This is a genomic window from Syntrophotalea sp., from assembly GCF_050253115.1.
In the GTDB taxonomy this organism is placed as follows: domain Bacteria; phylum Desulfobacterota; class Desulfuromonadia; order Desulfuromonadales; family Syntrophotaleaceae; genus Syntrophotalea; species Syntrophotalea acetylenica.
Map to the genome: position 1 here is coordinate 14,410 of NZ_JBFWJQ010000017.1, position 20,515 is coordinate 34,924.

Sequence of the window (20,515 nt, forward strand, 5' to 3'; positions counted from 1 at the left end):
CTTTTGAAACGCTGCTGTTTACGCTTTCGCTCTGGCCGATTTCAGCCGGCGGCTTCGGTTATCGCAATCCCCATCCATCTCACCCCCCTTCCGCCAAAGGTCCAGCAATAAGGTGTCGCCATCCTGGGAAAACGAGTATTGTTTGAGTTTAATTTTATATTTAAAAAAATCAAGAAATAAATATAAATTTTCTAATTTATTCAAGGAAACAAAAACCACGCTGTCGCGGCCAGGGACAGGCGGTGCAGGAAAAGATGAAGCTGCCCGCTAAAGGCCTTGTTTTCCAAGGGAAGCAAAAAAGCCGGAATATGCCGATGAGGATGAGGGGCCTCAGGCGTCGGGCGCAGCTGGCTCGCTGTCCCGCAGCTCGCCGGACACCTGAAAGTGATGCATGAAGCACCGGTCGATCCAGTCCTTGAGGTAAAATACCCCCCTTCCCTGGAGGGCGAACCTTCCCCGGCCCAGAAGGCCCCGGCCGTCTCCCAGATTGAGAAGCAGCAGATGCTTGTCCCGGGGAGAAAACCGCAGCAGGGGCTGATCCTCAAGGTATGCCATGAGATTCCGATAAAGAACCGGACTTTGCCGGATAGCATGCACGCAGGCCTTGTCCAGGGGATGGTCCCGGAAGGTTATGCAGTCTCCGCCACCGAATATTTCCGGATAATGCACCGACTGCAGGCAGGCGTTGACCAGCAGGCCGCCATCCTTGCCCACCGGTAAAGGCGAGGCACAAAATGGCCCGGACGGCCGAACCCCCGTGGCACACAAGGCCAGGTCGAAGGGAAGCTCACTGCCATCATCCAGGCGGGCGCGGCCCTGCGCCGCCGCAACCACACGAACGCCCTCGCGAATGCGGACGCCGCGTCTTTCGAGGGAAGCCCGGCACAGACGGCGGGCCTTGTCGGAGAAACGTGCGAGCAAACGGTCACCAGCCACCAGGCCGACCGCAAGCCGACCATGGATCCGCGCAGCCAGGCAACACAGGTTACCGGCAACTTCGACGGCGGCCGGCCCGCCGCCGATCACCAGCACCTGGAGAGGCCGGCGAGAGCGGCACGCGAGGATCTGACGTTGCGCCAGCAGAAGATTTTGAATCGGCTTGACCGGCAGCACATTATCGCGAGCTGCGCCGATTCCTTTTAGCGGCACATTGCTGCCGGTATTGAACGAAACCACTGTGTAGCCCAACTGCCGACCGTCACGCAGGGTCAGTCGGCGCTGCCCGGCATCGATATGCGCCACCTCCCCTTCGAGAAATGCGCCACCGCGATCCTCGACCATACGGCGCAGATTGAACCGGCTTTGTGCGGGAAGATAGATACCACCGAGCAGCCCCGGCCCCATGCATGCAAAATAATGACAGGGAGCGGAACTGACCAGAGTGACGCGATGCCCCCGGCTGACGAAATCGTCAAGACGCTGCATGACAGTCAGGTGGGCATGCCCGCCCCCGACCAGCACCAGATGTTTTTTCATGAATACGCCTCCGGTTGTGAGCAACGCGGAATTACCGGCACGGCAAATCCCTGAGAAGCATGATCCACAATCCCCTGGGACAAAGCCTTTACAAAAACCGTTCCCCCATTTACCATGAAAGCATTATAAATCGAACCCCATTGCAAACTTTTTTCCGCGAAAGGAAACACCATGAAGCGTCTGATTTTGTTGCTGATCGCCGCGATGCTGGTCGGACCCCTGTCCGGCTGCGGCTACAACCAGATCCAGCAGAATGAAGAAGCGGTCATTGCCGCCTGGGCGGATGTAGAGGCAACCTACCAGCGGCGCGCCGACCTGATTCCCAATCTGGTATCGACGGTCAAGGCATATGCGGCCCACGAACGGGAGACGCTGCAGGCCGTGACCGAAGCGCGCGCCCAGGTGGGGCAGGTCAGGGTCAGCGCCGAACAATTGAACGACCCGCAGGCCATGGCCGGATTCCAACAGGCCCAGTCCCGGATGTCCGGCGCCCTTTCGCGGCTGTTGCTGGTAGCTGAAAACTACCCGGATCTCAAGGCCAATCAGAACTTCATGGATCTGCAACATCAGCTCGAGGGTACGGAAAACCGCATCAATGTCGCACGGCAGCGTTACAATCAGGCGGTTCAGGTGTTCAACAGCTCGATCCGTACCTTTCCCAACAACCTGACCAACAAGTTTCTTTTGCACCTGGAACGCAAGACCCCCTTCCAGGCCGATACCGAAGCCGCAAAAGCGCCTGCGGTCAATTTCTGAGATGCGGCGGACAGTCCTTTTCATTCTTGGCTTGCTGCTGTTTTCGTCTTCCGGGCTGCACGCCCTGGACGTGCCACCAGCCACAGCCTACGTCAATGACCGTGCGGACATGCTGTCGCCTGCCATCGAACGGCAGCTGGAGGAGGATCTGCGCAACTTCGACCGCAGTGATTCGACCCAGCTGGTGGTGCTGACCATCCCTTCCCTGGAAGGTGAGGTGCTGGAAGAATACAGTCTCAGGGTAGCTGAAACCTGGGGCATCGGCCAGCGTGGCAAGGACAATGGCGCCCTGCTGCTGATCGCCCGCGACGAACGCAAGGTGCGCATCGAAGTCGGCTATGGCCTGGAGGACCGCCTGACCGACCTTCTGACCGGACGTATCATCGACCGGGAAATCACGCCACGCTTCCGTCGCGGCGATTTCGACGGCGGCGTGGTAGCCGGCGTGCAGGCCATGGCCCAGGCGGTGCGTGGCGCCTATCGCGCCGAACCAGCCCAAAAGCGCCGTTCAAGCGGCTTCTGGACTCTGCTGCTGTTCCTTGGTCCCTGGCTGCTACTGGCCGGGCCGCGGCGCACTTCCCACCGGCGCGGCGGCATCTGGTTTGGCGGAGGAGGATTCGGCGGTGGCGGAGGTTTTGGCGGCGGTGGCGGCTTCTCCGGCGGTGGCGGAGGCTTTGGCGGCGGCGGTTCCTCAGGCAGCTGGTAGGAGAAAAAATGAAAAGCACAGCGCGTAATTTTTTTTCAGCGGAAGAGCAGCAGCGCATCAGGCGCACCGTGGAAAACGCGGAAAAGGCCACCAGCGGCGAAATCGTGCCGATGGTGGCGTCCTGCGCCTACGACTATCCCCGCGCCGAGATTCTTGGCGGCGGTTTTTTCGCCCTGGCCGCGGCCACCACCTTGAGCTGGGGCTTTTTCCAGGAATCCCTGTGGGTTTTTCTGGCCTTGTTTGTGCTGCTCTATCTTCCGTGCAAATGGCTCATCCGTTTCTGCCCGCCCCTCAAGCGCTCCCTCATCAGCGATCGGGAAATGACCGAGGAAGTCGCGGAAAAAGCCCTGGTGTCCTTCGTCGAGAGGGAATTGCATCACACCCGGGACAATACCGGAATTCTGATCCTCATCTGCCTGTTCGAGCATCGCGTGCAGATCCTGGCGGATCGCGGTATCAATGCCGTGGTACCGCCCCGGACCTGGGAACACATCGTCGCGGAGCTGACCGCCGGGATCCGGCAGCAACACGCCTGCGACGCATTGTGTCTGGCCATCCAGAAATGCGGCGAGCTGTTGGCTGGTCAATTCCCGGCACGCAGCGACGACGAGGATGAACTGCCCAACCTGGTCCTCGAGTAACCGTCACCGGATTTTTGCGTCCACCGCCAGCGGGGCTTCATAAAAATCGCGGTTGCGGTTTGCCCTGGACCACCCCGGCAGCAACAGGCTGTAGTTGCAGGTGGCCCGCACATCCAGATCGAACATGGCGTGCGCCAGACGATACCGCTCCGCATCCACGCCGTAGGCACGTCTCAGCTGCGCAAAAACGCGTGACAGATTGGTAAGCAGCGGCAGCTTGCGGCGCTTGCGGGCAGCGCCGAGAAACGCCCGGCCCCGTGAGCTGGACCCGAGCAGGCGCAGGTAAAAAGGGCCGGCGGCCAGCATCCCCTCCATCAGGTCGGCCCGCACATCGTTGAGAACGTACATCAGGATGCGTTGAATCCGGGTGCGGGTAAACTGACGCACCTTCACCACTTCGACCAACGCCTGCATATCGGCGCTGCTGACGGCGGCTTCCGCCAGGCGGGCATCGAGGCCGTTTTCGACCTGATAGAGCGTCCGCAGATAATCGCGTCCACGGAAGATCTGCGCCAGCAACAGCCGGTGCAGCAGATCGTCATCAGGGCTCAGCCCCTTCCCGAGAGCCCGACGCAGGATATCGGCCGACGCCCGCGGCAACAACCCATCCACCTTTTTGCCCGCCGACAGGCGTTGCCGGATGCCGGTAGCGCTGGCGACATTGCCCTCCCCCACCGTTTCATCATGATAACCGGCTCCGATACGCGAAATGGTCAGCGGCCGGATGGAGCTGCCGGTCGCCCACAGGGCGCGCAGGTATTCGATGCCGAGGATATTGTTGGGCTGCGCCAGTACCAGGCAAGCGGCATCGTCGTCGCACAATCCGGCATATGCACGGCCGCGGGCGGCGGCAAAATGCACCCCCTGGCGCAGCAGGGCAGCGGTTTCGTCGGCCACCTGCACGCGATGTTGGTCAAGCAGCCGGGCCACGCGCTCCAGGTTTTCCAACGCCCCTGATTCGCTGCCGAAACACAGACTGCTGACACCAAGGGCATCCAGACATCGAACCGCTCCGAGGGCAAAATGCGGCGCGCTGCCACAGGCAAAGGGGAACGGCAACTCTATGACCAGGTCGATGCCGCAGCGCAGTGCCATTTCGGCCCGCAACCACTTGTCCACCAACGCCGGCTCACCGCGCTGCAGAAAATGCCCGCTCATCACCGCCACCGCCACCTCCGCCCCGGCCGCCTCAAGGCTGGCCCGCAGATGTTGCCGATGCCCGTTATGGAAAGGATTGTATTCGGTGATCAGGCCGACCGCGCGCATGGCGGGAATCCTTTTGAAGGGTCAAGGGTCAAGGGTCAAGGGTCAAGGGTCAAGGGTCAAGGGTCAAGGGTCAAGGAAAATCATCCTTTTCATGGAGCCAATGACAAAGGACAAAGGGCCATTGACAGGTCTCCCACTTGTGACGACGCGGGGACGCAACCCCGCGTTTTTTTCCAGTTACCGAGGGCTGCGTGATGGGAACCTAGGGGGGGGAGTTTTCAGAGAAGTCCTCAATCGAGAATAACCGGCAACCTAACATCGACACGGTTCTCCGCGACACTCACCCGGCTGCGGTACGCCAGAATCTCCACCCCACAGTCCTGCGCCTGGCGCAGCAACTCGCCATAGCGCGGATCGATGGAGTCGGCGGGGCAGAAGGCCTGTGCTTCGCCACGCTGCACCAGAAAGAAGATAACCGCGCGATAGCCCTGGCCAGCGGCCCGCATCAGTTCAATCAGATGTTTCTGCCCCCGCGCGGTCACCGCGTCCGGAAAACAGGCTACTCCGGGACGGCAGATGAGAGTTACGTTTTTAACCTCGACCAGGGCCTTGCGCTCACCCTTTTCCAGCAGAAAATCGATACGGCTGTTACCGTAAACATGCTCCGGTGTGACCCGCCAGTCACGCAACTCGGCAATCGCCCCGCCGCGCAACGCCTCTTCCACCACCCGGTTGGTGCGATGGGTATGAGTATCGACCCAGTACCCTTCGACCTCTATCAACTCCAGGGTATAAGCCAGCTTGCGTTTCGGATTGTCGCTGCGGGAGACCAGCACCCGGTGTCCCGGCACCGCGCACTGACGCATGCTGCCGGTGTTGGGCGTATGCGCCGTCACCAGCGTTCCATCGGCAAGTTCCACCTCCGCCAGAAAGCGTTTGTAACGCCGCAGCAAATGCCCTTCGATCAGTGGCGCGGGGAGCTTCACCCTTCCAGTTCCGCCATTTCCCACTCGGCAATGCCGAGCAGGTAGAGAATGGAATCGAGACTCGGCTGATTGATCCGATACTGGGCCTGCTCGCGCACCCGGGCCTTGGCGTTGAAGGCGATACCGAGACCGGCTTTGCCGATCATTGGCAGATCGTTGGCGCCATCGCCAATGGCGATGGCCTGGCTCAGGGCTATGCCCTCGCGCCGGGCGATTTCCTCCAGCAGTTCGGCCTTGCGCTGGCCATCGACAATGGTACCGCGCACCTCGCCGGTCACCTTGCCGTCTTCGATCACCAACTCGTTGGCGTAGGCATAGTCGAGTCCCAGTTCCTGTTTGAGCCGATCGGTGAAAAAATTGAATCCCCCTGAAATAACAGCTGTCTTGAAACCGAGCTGGCGCAAAACCCGCACCAGGTTCTTGGCGCCGGGAGTAAACGGCAGGGCACGGTAGACCGCTTCCAGCGCATCGCTGGAGAGTCCCTTGAGCAAGGCTACCCGCTCGCGCAGGGCCTGCTGAAAGTCGAGCTCGCCGTTCATGGCCCGATGGGTAATCTGCGCCACCTGCTCACCAATACCCGCCAGCCGCGCCAGCTCGTCGATAACCTCGACCTGGATCAGGGTCGAATCCATGTCGAGCACCACCAGACGCTTGGCGCGGCGGTAGAGGTTTTCCTTCTGCAGGGCGATATCGATACCCAGGCCAACGCCGGCGTTGAGCAGCTTGCGGGTCAGCTCCTTGATGTCGAGCCCCTCGGGGACATTGATGGCAAACTCGACGCAGCGCAACTGGCCGCGGGTAAGCTTGTTGATGCGCTGAATATTTACCCGGTCGGCAGCCAGCGTGGCGCCGACCCGCGTCAGTGCCTCGGCGTTGACCTCGGTGCCGAGCATGGTCAGCACATAGGTGCAGCCCGGCTGTCGCAGCCGGTAAGATGCCGGATCAACCGCTTCGAAATCGAGATCGAGGCCCAGTTCCTTGGCCCGGAACAGCAGCTCCTTGAGCAGCGGCTTGTTGTCGCGCATACCGTCGGGCAGTTCGATGAGCACCGACAGGGAAGCCGTGGTATGGGCCACGCTCTGTTCTATATCGCGGATGCGTGCGCCGGCCTCGGCAATGCAACCGGCCACCGCGGCGATAATCCCGGCCCGGTCCGGCCCGGTCATGGTGACCAGCACCAGTTTATCTTCCATGGGCAAACCTCTCAGAGAGTATCCATCCTCAAACCGCGGATGGATACAGCATGGTTTTCATATGGGAAAAGAGCCTTTCCCGGATGGAAACCAGGTAAGAAAAAGGGTGGTATTCTACCCTCAAATGCCTCATGCGGCAAGCCCATCCTGCAAGACCTCCCCACACTCAGAAAACACTGTCAGGCAGGGCCGATTCCCGCACCTGCCGAGCCAGCTGCCGGGCGCAACGACGCACCTGTTCGAGGGTATCAACGGTCGGCGCCCCCCTGAATTCCACCGGGTCGACAAAATGCCAGCCCATATGGCGCCGTTCGAGGATTTCATCGAGTTCCTTCTGCGCCCCGCCGGACCAGCCGAAGCTGCCGGTGCGCATCGCCAGCTTGCCTTTGACGGACTTGCGACCGAGTTCATCGAGAATGACGGCCATGGGAGGAAACATCTGATACTCGTAGGTCGGCATGGCCAGCGCAATGCCGGTCGATTCCCAGGCCGAGGCCAGAATATCGCCGATATGGCTCTGCGGCACCTGATAAACGACGGCGTCCACGCCCTCCTCGGCAATGCCATCGAGCAGAGGCTCCAGCGTCTTGCGGGTATTGCCGTACATGCTGCCCCACAGCACCGTGACCAGAGGTCTGGCCGGTCCTTTGGCATAGGATGCGAGGCGTTGATAGAGTCGGATGATGCGTTCGGGGTTTCGACGCCAGATCGGACCGTGCCCGGGAGCGACAATGCGGACATCGAGCTTGCTCACCTTGTCGATGGCATTGATCACCTGTTGCGAAAAACGCCCCACGATGTTGGCGTAATAGCGCAACGCCTCCCGCTCGAAAATTTCAAGCTGCGCCGCATCGAGCTGATCGTCACAGAACGCCTCGCCAATGGCGCCAAAAGTACCGAAAGCATCGCAGCAGAGCAGGGTGCCGGTAGACGTCTCGAAGGTGGCCATGGTATCCGGCCAGTGCACGTTGGGGATTTCCTCGAATACCAGCCGCTTGCCGTTGCCCAGGTCGACGCTGTCCCCGGACTTGACCGCCCGGAAAGCCACATCCAATCCGAAAAAGGCTTGGGCCAGTTCCACCCCGCGGGCCGTGGCCAGCACCTCGAAATCATGGTTCATGGACGAAAACGACCGCAGCCAGCCGGTGTGATCCGGCTCGGTATGATTGATGATCACATAGCGTATGTCCTCCGCCTTTACACCCAGTTGATCGAGTTGGGCATAAAGCGTTTCCGGCACGCCGTCCCAATCGCCGACCCCGTCGATGATGGCCACATCCTTTCCCTTGACCAGATAGGAATTCATCGAAGCACCCTTCGGCAGGGGCCAGATCCCTTCGAAAAGCACTTCGGAACCGATATTGGCGCAAAGACGGTAGATTCCGTCGGCAACTTCGCTTGCTCTCATGTCATCCTCCCACGTTTGAATAGAAATGGGTGAGAAACCTCAAGAAAAAACCTATCGCTTTTGGCAACGGGAAGCAATGCCGGACAGCAAAATCAGCACATTTTTCGACCCGGAATGACAATCGGCCACCGCCGCCGGTTGTTTTAATGACCTTGTTTATCTATAGTTGATGACATCGTATAAAGCCCGCCACAACCAAAGATGGATGCCCATGACTTACGAAGAACTGCAAAAAGCGCTTCAAATCTTCGGCCTCGGCGAAACGGCTTCCCTGCAGGAACTCAAAGCCCGCCACCGCCAGCTTGCCAAGGCTTATCACCCGGATGGCGGCAACCGGACCGACGGCGACGCCATCCGGGAGCTGAATGCGGCCTACAGGCTGCTGCTTGAGTATATCCGCCACTACCGTTTCGGCTTCGACGAGCAGACCTTTTACGAACAATGCCCCGAAGAGCGACTGCGGCGGCAGTATGAAGACGACCCGGTTTGGGGCGGCAAGCCGCAATCCTGACCCCGTGCCTGGAGAGGATGGCCCTGTGGATTTTTCGGAATTGATCCAACGCCGCCAGAGCCTACGAAACTATAGCAATCGCAAGGTGGAACCGGAGAAACTTCGGCAACTCGCCGAAGCGGTACGCCTGGCGCCATCCGCCTGCAACGCCCAACCGTGGACGCTGATCCTGGTGGACAAGCCGCTGCTTAAAGACAAAGTCGCCCGCGCTGCCCACAGCAAAGCCTTCAACCTCAATCGTTTTGCCGCGCAGGCACCGGTGCTGGCCGTGCTGGTGCGGGAAAAACCGAAGTGGACCGTGCGGATGGGAGCGATGGTCAAGCGACGCGACTTCCCTCTTCTCGATCTCGGCATCGCCGCCGCCCACTTCTGTCTGCAGGCCGCCGACCTGGGCCTGGGCACCTGCATGATGGGCTGGTTCGATGAAAAGACCGTCAAAAAATTGCTGCATATCCCCAGAAACAGGCGCGTCGTTTTGATCATCAGCCTTGGCTACGCTTTGCCGAACGAACCGCTGCGCCCGAAAATCCGTAAAGACAGGCAAACCGCATGCCGGCACAACCGTTATTGAACCATCCGCCAATTGCTCCACAGCAAAAAAATCCCGCATTGGCTGCCGGCAATGCCGACACCCTGGCCCGCGAAACGCTTGATCTTCCTTATCCATACCGCAGCAGCGCTACCGATCCGAAAGGACGAAGCCGCACCGCGGCGGACTTTCTGTGCTGGGCAGCAATATCGTCCCCTCCGAATCCTGCCATCGCCTGCAAAGCGTGCGTAAAACATTTATAGTATGAGAGACAGGGTGCTGACTCACACCCGGCAATCAGCAGAAACTTTAAGCCACTACAGGTGACTTCGGTCCGAGACAACCATCATGGGAGCGCGACAGACATGAAATACGAGATGATTCACAGCTGCATCCGGGTCCTCGACCTGAAAAAATCCGAACATTTCTACCAGCAGGCCTTCGGCTTCGAAATTTCCCGGCGACTCGATTTCCCGGAACAGAAGTTTACCCTTTCCTATCTGCGCAGCTCAGGAGGCAGCTTTGAACTGGAACTGACCTGGAATCACGACCGCACCAGCCCCTATCAGGCCGGCGACGGCTATTCCCACCTGGCGGTAGGGGTCAAGGACCTGCTGGCATCTCACAGGCAGCATGAGGCGCTGGGCTTTACCCCCGGGCCCCTCAAAGGACTGGCAGGTGGCGAACCCAAATTCTACTTTCTAAAGGATCCGGACGGTTACATGGTGGAGGTCGTCAGAATCTGATGCCCATCGACCACCCTTTCCGACTGTGCATTTGAACAGTCAAAAAGGGGTAAACGTCCCGCCATTTTTACGGAAAGCCACGTGGTGGATTCGAGGCCGGGCAGGTATAGTCCAACCATAGACAAAACGCTCCGCAGAGCGATACAACACACGGTTTAAAACCTCCATCTTTTGCGCGTTGCCTCCACCTCCAGGACAACGCGCTTTTTTTTGTCCATTACCCCTGTGCACCCGCACCATCCCACCCCGCGCGAAAAAAAACAGGCAAGCGCCATATCCGGCCGCAGAGGCACGCAACATGCAATGTTGCCGGGATCTGGATCAACACTTTTCAGCTGGGTTTCACCCGGAAACAACTCTTTTCCCATACAAAACCTGCGCTGTATCCATCCGCGGTTACCGGATGAACACGAGCTGCCCTGACGAAACAGGGCCACTGGGGACAAAATCATGGCAAAAATCGATTCTCTGTTCAAAATTTTGAAAGACAAGGGAGGCTCCGACCTGCATCTTTCAGCAGGAAATCCGCCGCTCATACGCCGATCGGGTGATTTGGAGCCGATCATGAGCCAGGCCCTCGGTCACGAGCAGAACAAGGCCCTGCTGTACGAGATCATGAGCGAAACACAACGCAAAACCTATGAGAATACCCGCGATCTTGACTTCGCCTATGAGGTCGCGGAGCTGAAATCGCGTTTTCGCGCCAATATCTTCATGGGGCGGCTCGGCATCAGCGCAGTGTTCCGCCTCATCCCTGCGGAAATCCTCAGCGCCGAACAACTCGGTTTGCCGCCGACCGTGCTCAATCTGACCCGCTTCAAAAAAGGTTTGGTGCTGGTCACCGGGCCGACCGGCAGCGGCAAGTCAACCACGCTGGCAGCCATGATCGACCACGTCAACAAAACCCGCAAGGATCACATCCTGACTGTGGAGGACCCCATCGAGTTCGTGCATCTCAGCCAGCAGAGCCTGATCAATCAGCGCGAAGTGGGCCGGCACACCCGCTCCTTCGCAGCAGCCCTCAAGGCGGCACTGAGGGAAGATCCCGATTTGATTCTGGTCGGGGAGATGCGCGATCTGGAAACCATCGAGCTGGCCATCACCGCCGCCGAGACCGGGCATCTGGTGTTCGGCACCCTGCATACCAGCAGCGCCGCCAAAACCGTGGATCGCATCATCAACGTGTTCCCCACCAACCAGCAGGAACAGGTCCGCACCATGCTCGGCGAGTCTCTCAAGGGGGTCATCGCCCAGCAACTGCTGCGGACGGTGGACGGCAAACGCTGCGCCGCCCTCGAAATCCTTTCGGTGACCCCTGCGGTCTCCAACCTGATTCGCGAAGGCAAGACCTTCCAGATACCCTCGGTGATCCAGACCGGCAAAAATCAGGGCATGCAGCTCATGGATCAGGCCATCCAGGACCTGCTGAACGCGGGAAAAATCACCCGGGAAGAGGCGCAGAAGTTCGCGGCCAACAAGGCTTTGTTTCAGTAGCAAACCCAACAGGAGCAGGCATGGACGATCAAAAAATCGCCAAGAACCGCAGGCCGGTGTTCTTTACCCTGGCCAACGGTTCCGGATTGGAGGGAGAGGTTTTTCTCAGTCTTTACGAAGCCCGCCGGCCTGGCCCGCAGCGCGTCGGCGAACTGCTGAACGGAAGAGAAACTTTTCTGCCGGTAAAAACCGCCGCCGGGACTCTCCACCTGAATGTCGCCAACATTGTCCGGGCCACGACACCTTCAGCGGAAGAACTGCACGAACTGATGACTTTGGGGAAAAGGTACCACGTCGGGATCACCACCCTTTGCGGACAGGAAATCACCGGCGACATTTTCGTCGATCTCCCGCAGCACCGCAGCCGGGTAAGCGATTACCTCAACAGGCCAAACCGGTTCATTCCGGTTGTCATGCCGGGCAGCGTTGTCTATGTGGCGCGCAAATTTATTCTCTCGGTGCGGGATTAGCAGCAAGACCCCGTCGGTAGACGGGGCCTTTTGTCAAACGGGCAACTGATCGTGTTATGCTTTATTCTTTGTCCCAGATCACACGGTTGACCTTGAGATCCGCGTCACGCTGCACGGTACGATGGTAGGTCACCGCCGGCTTGCCGAACAACATGACATACACAATCTGGTGAGATTCGGGAATGCCGAGCCGGATGCCGAGATCCGGAAGCATATCGACCATGGCCCACTTGGCCAGACCGTCCCAGAGGGTGCCCAGGCCCATGGTCGCTGCCATCATTTCAAAGGTGGTCATGGCGATGAAACCATCCGCCATCGGTGTCGGCGCCTTGGCGTCGACGGACACGATCAGCAGGTGGGGAGCCTTGCGGAAAAGGATATCCGCGCCTTTGTCCCAGGCCCGCAGAATGCCACCGTAGAATTCCTTGCCCTTGGGCAGCCGCTCTTCCGCGACCAGTGTCCGGATGCCTTCCATGGTCGCGTGCTTGACCAGCTCCATGGTCTGCTGGTCCTCGATCACCGTAAACAGAACCTTGCGGGAATTGACGCCGGTGGGTGCGTGGGTGGCGATTCGGAGCAGCTCGTCGACAGTTTGTGCATCGACCGGCTCATGTTTGAAGCGCCGGATGGAGCGCCGCCCCTTGATAAGGGTTTCCATCTGCGCTGCCGAGGGGAAATTGCCGGCCAGCGGCAGGCTGGCTTCCGGCTTCAGGCCCAATATCCCCAGAGCGCCGGTCGGACAGACCGCCAGACAGTGCTGACATTCGATGCATTTCTCCTCTTTGTCTTCACCAACGCAGGGTACCCCCTCCCCCATGGCCAAAACATTCAACGGGCAATCGCGAACACACTGTTCGCAGCGGGTGCACTTGTCGCTGTCTATCCTCAAGTCGAGCATACCGTCCTCCATGCCGGAAAGATGCCGCGGTGCGGCGTTGTCCTTTGCTGTTTTTTTAACATGGCAACGGAGCAAGGACAAGGACGGAAAAAGCATTCATGAAGCAACGATGCCAGCCGCCCCCCCTTTGACATCCCGCAAACTTGAATGATCTTTTGGCGGGGTTAGCCGGCGGACCAAACAGGCGGGGCGCGGGGGCTAAATCGTCGTCCTTTGACGACACGATTGGCAGGGAAATCCTCGGGATTTTCGCGGTGGAATGAAGTGCGCCGGGATAGCAACGTGCCGAAGCCGTCGGGCGGATCATGTCGCCGGAAGGAAACAGGAAAAGATCACTGGTTCTTGAAAAGACTCGGCACGACATGATGTCGTCCCAGCAATTTATAAAATTCGGTGCGATTGCGGCCGGCCAACCGTGCCGCGTGAGCGACATTGCCACGGGTGAATTGCATGAGCCTGACCAGGTAGTCCTGCTCGAACTGGCGGCGGGCTTCACTGAAGGCAGGAATTTTTTCGATATTTTCATGGATGGCATCAGCCACCAGCGAAGCCGAAATCAGCGAAGTGGTACTCAGAGCCAACCCCTGCTCGACCACGTTGATCAATTGCCGCACATTGCCCGGCCAGGACGCCGAAATCAGCGCCTCCATCGCCTCCGGCGCGAAACCGGTAACTTTTTTTCCACTGCGAACAGCGAATTTTTGCAGAAAATGATTGGCCAGAAGCGGTATGTCCTCACGCCGTTCGGCAAGGTTGGGCAATTCGAGGGAAACCACATTGAGACGGTAGTAAAGGTCTTCGCGAAAACGCTCGCTGGCTATTTCTTCTTCGAGATTGCGGTGGGTCGCACTGATGATCCGGACGTCGACGGAGGTGGTGGCCACCGAACCGACCGGCCGCATCTGTTTTTCCTGCAGCACCCGCAGCAGCTTGACCTGCAATGACAGGGGCATGTCCCCGATCTCATCGAGGAACAGGGTGCCACCTTCCGCCGAGCGGAACAGCCCCGGATAATCCTTCATGGCGCCAGTAAAGGCTCCTTTGGTGTGACCGAACAGTTCCGATTCGAGCAGGGTATCGGGAATGGCCCCGCAATTGACGGCGACAAAAGGCTTTGCGGCCCGGACGCTGGCCTTGTGAATGGCGCGGGCGATCAACTCCTTGCCGGTACCGCTCTCGCCTCGGACCAGCACAGCCGCATCGCTTTGCGCGGCCAGTCGCGCCTTGCTCAGAAGGTCTTCCATGAGCGGACTTTTGGTAATGATTTCGCTACGCCAGGACTCTCCGTGTGCCCCTTGCGCTTCCGGAGGGGCTCCCGAAATGCGCAGGGCACGCCGGATTTCCTCCAGCAGCACCTTGCTGTCCAAAGGCTTGGTAAGAAAGCTGAACACGCCGCGTCGGGTCGCATCGACAGCATCGGGAATGGAGCCGTGCGCGGTCAGGATGATCACCGGCAAGGACGCCTGGCGGCCGCGAATGGCGTCAAACAGGGACATGCCGTCCATCCCCGCCATGCGCAAATCGGTAATCACCAGATCGGGACGCAATACCGGTATTTTGGCCAGAGCCTCCTCGCCGCTTTCTGCAATGTGCACCTCGTAATCGGCGCCTCGCAGGCGAATCGACAACAGGCGCAGCAAATCGGTGTCGTCATCCACCAACAACAGACGTTGCTTGTCTTCTTTCATTGGTATCCTCGAAGGTCGCCGGCGAAAAGCTAACGCTCGGATTCGCGCTGGCGCAGAATTTTTTCGATATTTTCCAGAGCCCGGAGTTTTTCCTGGAGTTCGCGATTTTTGATCTCCAGCTCCCGACCGCGGGTTTCCAGATCCTGGGCCTGCTGGCGGGCCCTGTCGCGCTCTGAGGTCAGCTGCAGCTGTTCCGCAAGCCGGCCTTCCAGCATCGAGGCTAGAACCAGCAGCCGCTGATCGCCCGGCTCCCGCCGGCGATAATCCCTCAGCAATTCAAGTGCCAGCTGGCGATCCGCCTGAGAACGCCCCGGCTGCACCGCCAGGGCCACCAGCTGGAAAAGGGTTTCGTCATCGGGGTGGCGGCGGTAGGTCTGGCGCAACCGCGTCATCTCCCTGGCGGCCTTTGCGGGGCTCAGGGTTTGGGCTTTTTGGTAGTCGTCCAGCGCGGTCTCGACGGTCATGCTCCCGTTCGGCAACTGTGGCCAGGTCACGCGGGGAAAGACGCCGCAGCCGGCCGTCGACGCCAGCAGCAGCAGTGCGACAATGCTTCGCACACAGCCGGTCGTACCCGTTGGCTTCATGATTCTCCCTCTTGTTCCGCAAGTGGCAGTTTCACCCTGAAACAGGCGCCCCCCAAAGGGCTGTCCAGAACCTCGATACTGGCCCCGTGATCGCGCGCGTATTCCTGCACGATGGACAGGCCAATACCGGTACCCTGAACAGGCCCGAGCACGGGGGAGCTCCCCTGGTAAAACGGCTTGAAAATGTTCTTCCGCTCCTCCGCGGGAATGCCCGGCCCCGAATCGGACACCTCCAGCAAGGCCTTGTCACCTTCCCTGCGGAGCATGATCCGGACAACCCCGTCGACGGGAGTATACTTGACGGCATTGGTCAACAGATTATCCACCAGGTTGCGCAGGCGTTCCCGATCCCCGAACAGCGTCAAATCCTCCATATCCAGTTTCAGATCGAGATTTTTCTTGAGTATCGCCGGCCTCTGGGATGCGGCAATGCCTTTGATAAGCGGCACCATTGGGACGGCGCCGCCACGAAACGGCGATATCCTGGCCTGCATGCGGCTGAAACCAAGCAGATCGTCGATCAGCTTGTGCAGCTGGCGACCGTTTTTCCGCAGAATCAAGGCAATCTCCCGTTGCTGGTCGTTGAGAGGGCCGACCTCTTCTTCGGCCAGCAATTCCGTCCCTTCGCGAATCGAAGCCAACGGCGTTTTCAGTTCGTGGGAAACATGGGAAATAAATTTTCTCTTATCTTTTTCCACCGCGTCGAGGCGCTGCCGCAGCCAATCCAGACGGGTGCCCAGAAACCGCAGGTCGTCCGGTCCGCCGACTTCGACGGGCGAGGCAAAATCGCCCTCGCCGAGACGGGAAATGCCCCGGTTTATCTGGCGGATGGGACCGGTAATGCGCCGCGCAAAAAAAGCCGTGAACAGCCCGGTAACCGGTACCAGCAATACGGCCAGCCAAAGCAGCATGCGCCGTGCACGGGTGGTCGAGGACCGCAGCGCGTCGACTTCACGGACAACCAGCTGCTGACTTTCATCGTGCAGACCCCGGGCCAGACGATTGAGTTCGTCAAACCCCTCCAGAAAGGCCTGATCGCGAGTGAGAGCCTGACCGTTTCCCTGCAACGCGAGATACAGCTGCCGTTCAGCGTCTGCCAGTTGCCGCAGGCGCTGCTGTTGATCGGGCTGCAACGGCAGCGCCCTGAGGTTCTCGATGGAAACCGCAAATTCCTTGTGCTTTTCCTCGATGCCGGCCAGCAGCTCGGCGGCACGCAACACCTGATACTGGCGCACACGCCGTTCCAGGGCCAGCAACTGTTCAACCAGATTGCGGCTCTCCTGCACCACCGACACCGAACGGTATACGGCCTGCGATCCGCGTCGCGCCAGGCGATCCAGAAAAAATTCGGCATTGATCATGGCCAGGTTAAAGGGCAGGGCCACCATGGCGAAACCGATCAATACCAGAGATAGAAACGATTTGGGACGCAGCGGGTGCATGATTCGCCGTTCACATTCTCCTGTCGCCGCAATCAGGCCGGCAGCGGCCAGTCGGTCTCATATCCTTCGGGAAAGAACTGCTCCCGCGTGCGATTGAAATAGCCGTATTGCAAACGCGGAATGCGCTGTTTGAGAAGACGCAGCATCTCAACCATTCCCAGGCCCTCTCCCGCCAGCCCCATGGCCCGGCAATAAAAGTCCGGGTCGATGCTCAGGTTGCGCATCTGGATCAGATCGACGCCGGCGTCCTCCACCAGATCCCCGAGAGCCGCGACCTCCTCGGAGAGATCGTTAAGACCGGGGAAAACCAGATAGTTGATCATGGTGAACAGGCCATGACTTTTGGCCCTCCGCAATGATTCGCAAACCTGGGCGAGGGAATAACCACAGGGGCGGTGATAGGCCGTGTAAAAATGTTCCTGCACCGAATTCATCGACACCCGGATGGAGTCGATGCCGGCGTCCGCCAGTCGTTCGACGGCATCGGGGTCGGAAGCGTTGGAGTTGAAATGGATGGTGCCGCGCGCGGTGCGCCGCCGCATCTCGCGCACCGCCTCGCAGATGGTATCCGCCTGCAGAATAGGATCGCCCTCGCAGCCCTGGCCGAAAGAAACGATGGCATTTTCCGCCTGTTCCAGATGCGGCACGGCTATTTGGCAAAGTTCTTCAACCGTCGGCACGAAGGTGATGCGTTCCTGGCTGGAGGGGCAGCAATCGGCTTCCTGCAGGGAAATGCACCCCAGGCAGCGGGCGTTGCACACCGGCGAGGTCGGCAATGGCGCCTCCCAGCGCCGGAAAAACAGGTTCTTGGCAGCGAAGCAGTGATAATCCAGAGCACAGCGGGCCAGTTGTTCGAGCAGGCGGTTTTCGGGATGGGCGCGCAGCATTTTTTGGACCAGCGGATCGAGCTTGCGATCGTCGAAATGCTCCGGCTCCCACTGGGTATTGCGGTCAACCCGCACCGCGGCGGCGTAGAACCGCTGTTCCTCGACACACCAGCCGACAGCCGTGTAGGACCACAGGGGCAACTGCACCTGCTTGTCGCCATAGGCGGCGGCCGGCAGCAGGGTGCGGGTATAGCCCGGGGTCAGAAAGGCCGATACCGCCTGAGCTTTGCCACCGCCGTAATGACGCGGCAGTTTGCGCAGAGTGACGGCGCGCCCGTTGCGCCCGTCGCATCCGACCGGCGGGGTACCGGGAATCGTAAAAAGGCGGCTGCCGGCAGGCAGCGGAACAAGCTCCCCGGGGCGGGGCAGCCGGGTGTTTCCGCCGTTCATACCGGCCATAAGCAGATCGGGATATTCAAATACTTCGCCGTTGGCGTCGGCCACCACGGCAAGGATGGTCTTGTTGCTTTTCATGCGGCAGAATCCTCTTTTTTTCGATACGATAACCACTTAGACCGCACAGCATAGCACAGGCAATTGCGCGAGGGAATAGCGTGCCGGCACAATCCCGGCCCGTCGTACATCGATTTTCCCCTTTTCTCGGCCATGATCCTCGGCTATGCTGGCCGCCATGCGCATTGTCCTGACCACTCTTCACAGCAAATTCATCCATGCCAGCCTGGCCCTGCCGCTGCTGGCCGCCTATTGCCGCCATGCACAGCGGACCCTGCTGATCCGTGAATACACGGTGCACGAGCCCAAGGAAACGGTGCTGGCCGCGCTGCTGGCGGAACAGCCGAACGTGGTGGCCTTTTCCGTATATCTCTGGAACCGCACCGCCACCCTGGAAATGGCCGACGCCCTGGTTACGGCACGCCCCGGGCTGCGGGTGGTGCTCGGCGGCCCCGAGGTCTCTTTCGACGGACCGGAGCTGTTTACGCGCCATCCCGGCATCAGCGCCGTGGTACGCGGCGAGGGCGAGCTGCCGCTGCGGGCCCTGCTCGACGCCTGGCAGCACAACGCCTCTCCGGAAGGAATTGCGCGTCTGAACTGGCGCGACGGCGCGAATGTTCAGACAGGACCGGACGGGCCGCTGCTCGATAATCTGGACGCCATCCCTTCGCCCTACCCCCTGGGGCTGGTCGATCTGTCGCGGGGTCTGGTCTATCTCGAAACCAGCCGCGGCTGCCCTTACCGCTGTGCTTTTTGCATGAGCGCCCTCGACGAGCGGGTACGCTCCTATTCGATGCCCCGCATCCGTGCCGACCTGCAATGGCTGATGGAACGCAACGTCCCCTGCATCAAGCTGGTCGACCGCACCTTCAATTACGATATCAAAAGGGCCCGCGAGATCTTCCGCTTCATTTTGGAAAACAACCGTGGCAGCCGGTTCCATTTCGAAATCGGCGCGCACCTGCTGGACGAAGCGACGCTGACCCTGCTGGAACAGGTTCCCGCCGACACCTTTCAATTCGAGATCGGGGTACAATCGACCCTGCCGCGAACCCTGGCCGCCATCCGCCGTGAAACCTCGCTGGAGCGGCTGGAAACCAACGTCCGCAGGCTGCGCCGCGCCGGCAACATCCATCTGCACCTTGACCTGATCGCCGGCCTTCCGGAAGAAGGCAGCGCCTCCTTTCTGCAATCCGTCGACCGCATCATGGCATTGCGCCCCCATCACCTGCAGCTTGAACCGGTCAAGCTGCTGCCCGGCGCACCCCTGCGCCGGGACGCCCGGGCCCTGGGTTTGCGTTTCGATCCGCACCCACCCTACACCGTGCTGGGCACGCCCCAGCTGTCCTTCGAGGAACTGGAGCGGCTGCGGGGCATCAGCCGGCTGCTCGATCTGACCTGGAACGCCGGGCGGCTGCAGCTGTTCCTGGAGCAGCTTGCCGTGCTTTACGGCAGCCTTTCCGCCGGGCTGGGCGCACTGGAGGCCTTCTGGCGACGACGCAATCTGTTCCGCCATCCCCTGTCCCAGCGGGGTCTGTTCGAGGCCTGCTGGGAGTTTCTGCAAAGCGGCGCCGGGGCCACCGCAGGCACCGAACCGCGGGAAGCTTTGGCCCGGGACTTTTTGCGCGTCGAGCGGGTTGCGCCCGCCCAGGCTCCAGCTTTTCTGGATCTGGACCTGACCAGCGAAGAGCAGGAACAGGTAAAGGAACAGGTTCGCCTGCAATCCGAAGCCATCAGAGGACAGGGGATCAAGCTGCAGCACCTGGCCTGCGTCTTCCGCTGCCTGCCCGGCCGCCCCTTGCGCCGCACGGTGCTGCTGGCTCTTTATCTGACCTGCCCCGGAAAACCCATGCAGACCCGGGAAATATATCTTCAACAACCAACCTGACGCCTTCCACCAGCCCGGTTTTTGCATTATTTCCCGTTTTTTCCACCTGTTACCGGCACACCATCCTTGCAAGACAGCGACTCTGTGTTACTTTTTGAACTGTAGAGAAACTGCCGGCCAGCCCCCGCCGTTCGGGGGAGGTCGGTGTTTGCGCCTGACATGTTCCCGACGGCGCACACCAAAAATCGCAGGGGAGGACATGGCATCGTCCAGACCCCGGCGGTTTCCATTTCATGTTTTGACGATAGCGCCGACTACCTGTCGGCAAAAGGGAGGGGACCCTGTTTCCAGACGGTTGCGCGGCTACCGGGAAGGTGCCCGGGCAGTCGGCAACCTTTCATGCTGAACATGGAGGTAAAAAACATGAAAAGATGGAGCGTGTTGTTTCTCGCAATGTTCGTGCTGTGCGCCGGGCTGACCACCACCGCCCAGGCCAAGATCGAGGTTGAAGGCGATGTCTACGCAGGCATCTGGGACAAGTACATGTGGCGTGGTTTCAATCTCAGCGACTCCCGCCCCACCATCCAGGCCGGTATCGACCTGACCCTCGGCA

The 20,515-nt window shown here is 59.9% G+C and carries 19 protein-coding genes and 1 pseudogene; 10 read left to right on the forward strand and 10 right to left on the reverse strand.

The annotated features are described in order from the left end of the window. Positions 1 to 330: 330 nt before the first annotated feature. Entirely contained in the window at positions 331 to 1,476 is a 1,146-nt protein-coding gene (locus tag AB7E65_RS03325; RefSeq protein ID WP_320361128.1) for an NAD(P)/FAD-dependent oxidoreductase, read from the reverse strand. Between the two features lie 171 nt (positions 1,477 to 1,647). Here AB7E65_RS03325 and AB7E65_RS03330 point away from each other — a divergent pair, with 171 nt between their 5' ends. From AB7E65_RS03330 to AB7E65_RS03340, 3 genes are read left to right on the forward strand one after another with little or no spacing between them, the layout of a single operon-like run. Beyond that, a complete protein-coding gene (locus AB7E65_RS03330; protein ID WP_072286271.1) occupies positions 1,648 to 2,232 on the forward strand; it encodes a LemA family protein in 585 nt (194 codons plus the stop codon). Position 2,233: 1 nt separating this feature from the next. Continuing rightward, positions 2,234 to 2,938, forward strand: coding sequence for a TPM domain-containing protein (locus tag AB7E65_RS03335; protein WP_072286272.1), 705 nt, complete (start codon positions 2,234 to 2,236; stop codon positions 2,936 to 2,938). A gap of 8 nt (positions 2,939 to 2,946) precedes the next feature. Next, positions 2,947 to 3,579 (forward strand): TPM domain-containing protein, encoded by a 633-nt coding sequence (locus tag AB7E65_RS03340; RefSeq protein WP_072286273.1) that lies wholly within the window; start codon positions 2,947 to 2,949, stop codon positions 3,577 to 3,579. A gap of 3 nt (positions 3,580 to 3,582) precedes the next feature. Here the strand turns inward: AB7E65_RS03340 and AB7E65_RS03345 are convergent, their stop codons facing one another. The 4 genes from AB7E65_RS03345 to AB7E65_RS03360 all read right to left on the reverse strand — a co-directional run bounded on the left by AB7E65_RS03345 (position 3,583) and on the right by AB7E65_RS03360 (position 8,372). After that, entirely contained in the window at positions 3,583 to 4,845 is a 1,263-nt protein-coding gene (locus AB7E65_RS03345) for a nucleotidyltransferase (protein ID WP_428745268.1), read from the reverse strand. Between the two features lie 230 nt (positions 4,846 to 5,075). Then, entirely contained in the window at positions 5,076 to 5,771 is a 696-nt protein-coding gene (sfsA, locus tag AB7E65_RS03350) for a DNA/RNA nuclease SfsA (protein WP_072286275.1), read from the reverse strand. Beyond that, the gene (serB, locus tag AB7E65_RS03355; RefSeq protein ID WP_428745269.1) at positions 5,768 to 6,964 is read right to left on the reverse strand and encodes a phosphoserine phosphatase SerB; all 1,197 of its coding nucleotides are present in this window, start codon (positions 6,962 to 6,964) and stop codon (positions 5,768 to 5,770) included. The genes sfsA and serB overlap by 4 nt, the downstream gene beginning before the upstream one ends. Before the next feature lie 166 nt (positions 6,965 to 7,130). After that, positions 7,131 to 8,372 carry an FprA family A-type flavoprotein gene (locus AB7E65_RS03360; protein ID WP_428745270.1) on the reverse strand — a complete coding sequence of 414 codons (1,242 nt, stop codon included), beginning with the start codon at positions 8,370 to 8,372 and terminating at the stop codon, positions 7,131 to 7,133. Between the two features lie 211 nt (positions 8,373 to 8,583). Between AB7E65_RS03360 and AB7E65_RS03365 the strand changes: the two genes are divergently transcribed. The 5 genes from AB7E65_RS03365 (at position 8,584) to AB7E65_RS03385 (ending at position 12,122) form a co-directional block, all read left to right on the forward strand. Then, the gene (locus AB7E65_RS03365; protein ID WP_072286278.1) at positions 8,584 to 8,883 is read left to right on the forward strand and encodes a J domain-containing protein; all 300 of its coding nucleotides are present in this window, start codon (positions 8,584 to 8,586) and stop codon (positions 8,881 to 8,883) included. Between the two features lie 25 nt (positions 8,884 to 8,908). Then, entirely contained in the window at positions 8,909 to 9,454 is a 546-nt protein-coding gene (locus AB7E65_RS03370) for a nitroreductase family protein (RefSeq protein ID WP_428745271.1), read from the forward strand. Positions 9,455 to 9,777: 323 nt separating this feature from the next. Further along, complete coding sequence (gene gloA / locus AB7E65_RS03375; protein ID WP_072286280.1) at positions 9,778 to 10,158, forward strand: lactoylglutathione lyase; 381 nt, start codon at positions 9,778 to 9,780, stop codon at positions 10,156 to 10,158. A 450-nt stretch (positions 10,159 to 10,608) separates the two neighbouring features. Beyond that, positions 10,609 to 11,652, forward strand: coding sequence for a type IV pilus twitching motility protein PilT (locus AB7E65_RS03380; protein ID WP_072286282.1), 1,044 nt, complete (start codon positions 10,609 to 10,611; stop codon positions 11,650 to 11,652). 20 nt (positions 11,653 to 11,672) lie between these two features. Further along, entirely contained in the window at positions 11,673 to 12,122 is a 450-nt protein-coding gene (locus tag AB7E65_RS03385; RefSeq protein WP_072286283.1) for a hypothetical protein, read from the forward strand. Positions 12,123 to 12,183: 61 nt separating this feature from the next. Here the strand turns inward: AB7E65_RS03385 and AB7E65_RS03390 are convergent, their stop codons facing one another. From AB7E65_RS03390 to AB7E65_RS03410, 5 genes are all read right to left on the reverse strand, one after another. After that, positions 12,184 to 13,020, reverse strand: a complete 837-nt coding sequence (locus AB7E65_RS03390) for a nitroreductase family protein (RefSeq protein ID WP_428745272.1) — start codon at positions 13,018 to 13,020, stop codon at positions 12,184 to 12,186. Between the two features lie 332 nt (positions 13,021 to 13,352). Continuing rightward, positions 13,353 to 14,708, reverse strand: a complete 1,356-nt coding sequence (locus AB7E65_RS03395; protein WP_320361121.1) for a sigma 54-interacting transcriptional regulator — start codon at positions 14,706 to 14,708, stop codon at positions 13,353 to 13,355. A 29-nt stretch (positions 14,709 to 14,737) separates the two neighbouring features. Next, positions 14,738 to 15,292, reverse strand: coding sequence for a hypothetical protein (locus AB7E65_RS03400; protein WP_072286285.1), 555 nt, complete (start codon positions 15,290 to 15,292; stop codon positions 14,738 to 14,740). Beyond that, on the reverse strand, positions 15,289 to 16,734 hold the full coding sequence (locus tag AB7E65_RS03405) for a HAMP domain-containing sensor histidine kinase (protein WP_428745273.1): 1,446 nt from the start codon (positions 16,732 to 16,734) through the stop codon (positions 15,289 to 15,291). Before AB7E65_RS03405 ends, AB7E65_RS03400 begins: the two co-directional genes overlap by 4 nt. Positions 16,735 to 16,766: 32 nt before the next feature. Further along, positions 16,767 to 18,095, reverse strand: a complete 1,329-nt coding sequence (locus tag AB7E65_RS03410) for a radical SAM protein (RefSeq protein ID WP_428745274.1) — start codon at positions 18,093 to 18,095, stop codon at positions 16,767 to 16,769. A gap of 157 nt (positions 18,096 to 18,252) precedes the next feature. Between AB7E65_RS03410 and AB7E65_RS03415 the strand changes: the two genes are divergently transcribed. Continuing rightward, positions 18,253 to 19,962 (forward strand): DUF4080 domain-containing protein, encoded by a 1,710-nt coding sequence (locus AB7E65_RS03415; protein WP_428745275.1) that lies wholly within the window; start codon positions 18,253 to 18,255, stop codon positions 19,960 to 19,962. 363 nt (positions 19,963 to 20,325) lie between these two features. Continuing rightward, positions 20,326 to 20,515: pseudogene (locus tag AB7E65_RS03420) on the forward strand (TorF family putative porin); the annotation flags it as partial.

Coding starts and splice junctions, on each gene's coding strand:
- AB7E65_RS03325 (WP_320361128.1), bottom strand. CDS start 1,476: ATGAAAAAACATCTGGTGCTGGTCGGGGGCGGGCATGCCCACCTGACT.
- AB7E65_RS03330 (WP_072286271.1), top strand. CDS start 1,648: ATGAAGCGTCTGATTTTGTTGCTGATCGCCGCGATGCTGGTCGGACCC.
- AB7E65_RS03335 (WP_072286272.1), top strand. CDS start 2,234: ATGCGGCGGACAGTCCTTTTCATTCTTGGCTTGCTGCTGTTTTCGTCT.
- AB7E65_RS03340 (WP_072286273.1), top strand. CDS start 2,947: ATGAAAAGCACAGCGCGTAATTTTTTTTCAGCGGAAGAGCAGCAGCGC.
- AB7E65_RS03345 (WP_428745268.1), bottom strand. CDS start 4,845: ATGCGCGCGGTCGGCCTGATCACCGAATACAATCCTTTCCATAACGGG.
- serB (WP_428745269.1), bottom strand. CDS start 6,964: ATGGAAGATAAACTGGTGCTGGTCACCATGACCGGGCCGGACCGGGCC.
- AB7E65_RS03360 (WP_428745270.1), bottom strand. CDS start 8,372: ATGAGAGCAAGCGAAGTTGCCGACGGAATCTACCGTCTTTGCGCCAAT.
- AB7E65_RS03365 (WP_072286278.1), top strand. CDS start 8,584: ATGACTTACGAAGAACTGCAAAAAGCGCTTCAAATCTTCGGCCTCGGC.
- gloA (WP_072286280.1), top strand. CDS start 9,778: ATGAAATACGAGATGATTCACAGCTGCATCCGGGTCCTCGACCTGAAA.
- AB7E65_RS03380 (WP_072286282.1), top strand. CDS start 10,609: ATGGCAAAAATCGATTCTCTGTTCAAAATTTTGAAAGACAAGGGAGGC.
- AB7E65_RS03385 (WP_072286283.1), top strand. CDS start 11,673: ATGGACGATCAAAAAATCGCCAAGAACCGCAGGCCGGTGTTCTTTACC.
- AB7E65_RS03390 (WP_428745272.1), bottom strand. CDS start 13,020: ATGCTCGACTTGAGGATAGACAGCGACAAGTGCACCCGCTGCGAACAG.
- AB7E65_RS03395 (WP_320361121.1), bottom strand. CDS start 14,708: ATGAAAGAAGACAAGCAACGTCTGTTGTTGGTGGATGACGACACCGAT.
- AB7E65_RS03400 (WP_072286285.1), bottom strand. CDS start 15,292: ATGAAGCCAACGGGTACGACCGGCTGTGTGCGAAGCATTGTCGCACTG.
- AB7E65_RS03405 (WP_428745273.1), bottom strand. CDS start 16,734: ATGCACCCGCTGCGTCCCAAATCGTTTCTATCTCTGGTATTGATCGGT.
- AB7E65_RS03410 (WP_428745274.1), bottom strand. CDS start 18,095: ATGAAAAGCAACAAGACCATCCTTGCCGTGGTGGCCGACGCCAACGGC.
- AB7E65_RS03415 (WP_428745275.1), top strand. CDS start 18,253: ATGCGCATTGTCCTGACCACTCTTCACAGCAAATTCATCCATGCCAGC.